Below are 387 nucleotides of genomic sequence, written 5' to 3' on the forward strand. Positions count from 1 at the left end.
CCGCAAGGTGTGGGCGCGCCTGCGCGTCGCCGGCATCCGCACCGGCCCGCGCCGGGTGCTGAGGGTGATGCGGGAGAACGCGCTCCTGGCGCATCAGCGCCCGGGCACCCCCCGTGGGCGCAAGGCGCACGACGGCAAGATCATGACCGACCGGGTCGACGAGATGTGGGGCACCGATCTCACGAGCGTGATGACCGGCGAGGGCGTGGCCGCTGTCTTCATCGCCGTCGATCACTGCTCGGCCGAATGTATGGGCATCCATGCCAGCCATCGCGCGACCCGCAATGAGGCGCTCGAGCCGGTCCGCCAAACGGTGCGCCGGAGCTTCGGCGCGATCGGCCGAGATGTCGCGGCGGGCCTCGGGATCCGTCACGACCACGGCTCGCC

General features: G+C 71.8%; 1 protein-coding gene. It reads left to right on the forward strand.

Annotation, left to right across the window (positions count from 1 at the left end):
- Positions 1-387: transposase (locus QSJ97_RS24760; RefSeq protein ID WP_491630634.1), on the forward strand; the 387-nt coding region annotated here is incomplete at both ends.

Source organism: Paralimibaculum aggregatum, from assembly GCF_030270585.1.
GTDB classification, from domain to species: domain Bacteria; phylum Pseudomonadota; class Alphaproteobacteria; order Rhodobacterales; family Rhodobacteraceae; genus Thermohalobaculum; species Thermohalobaculum aggregatum.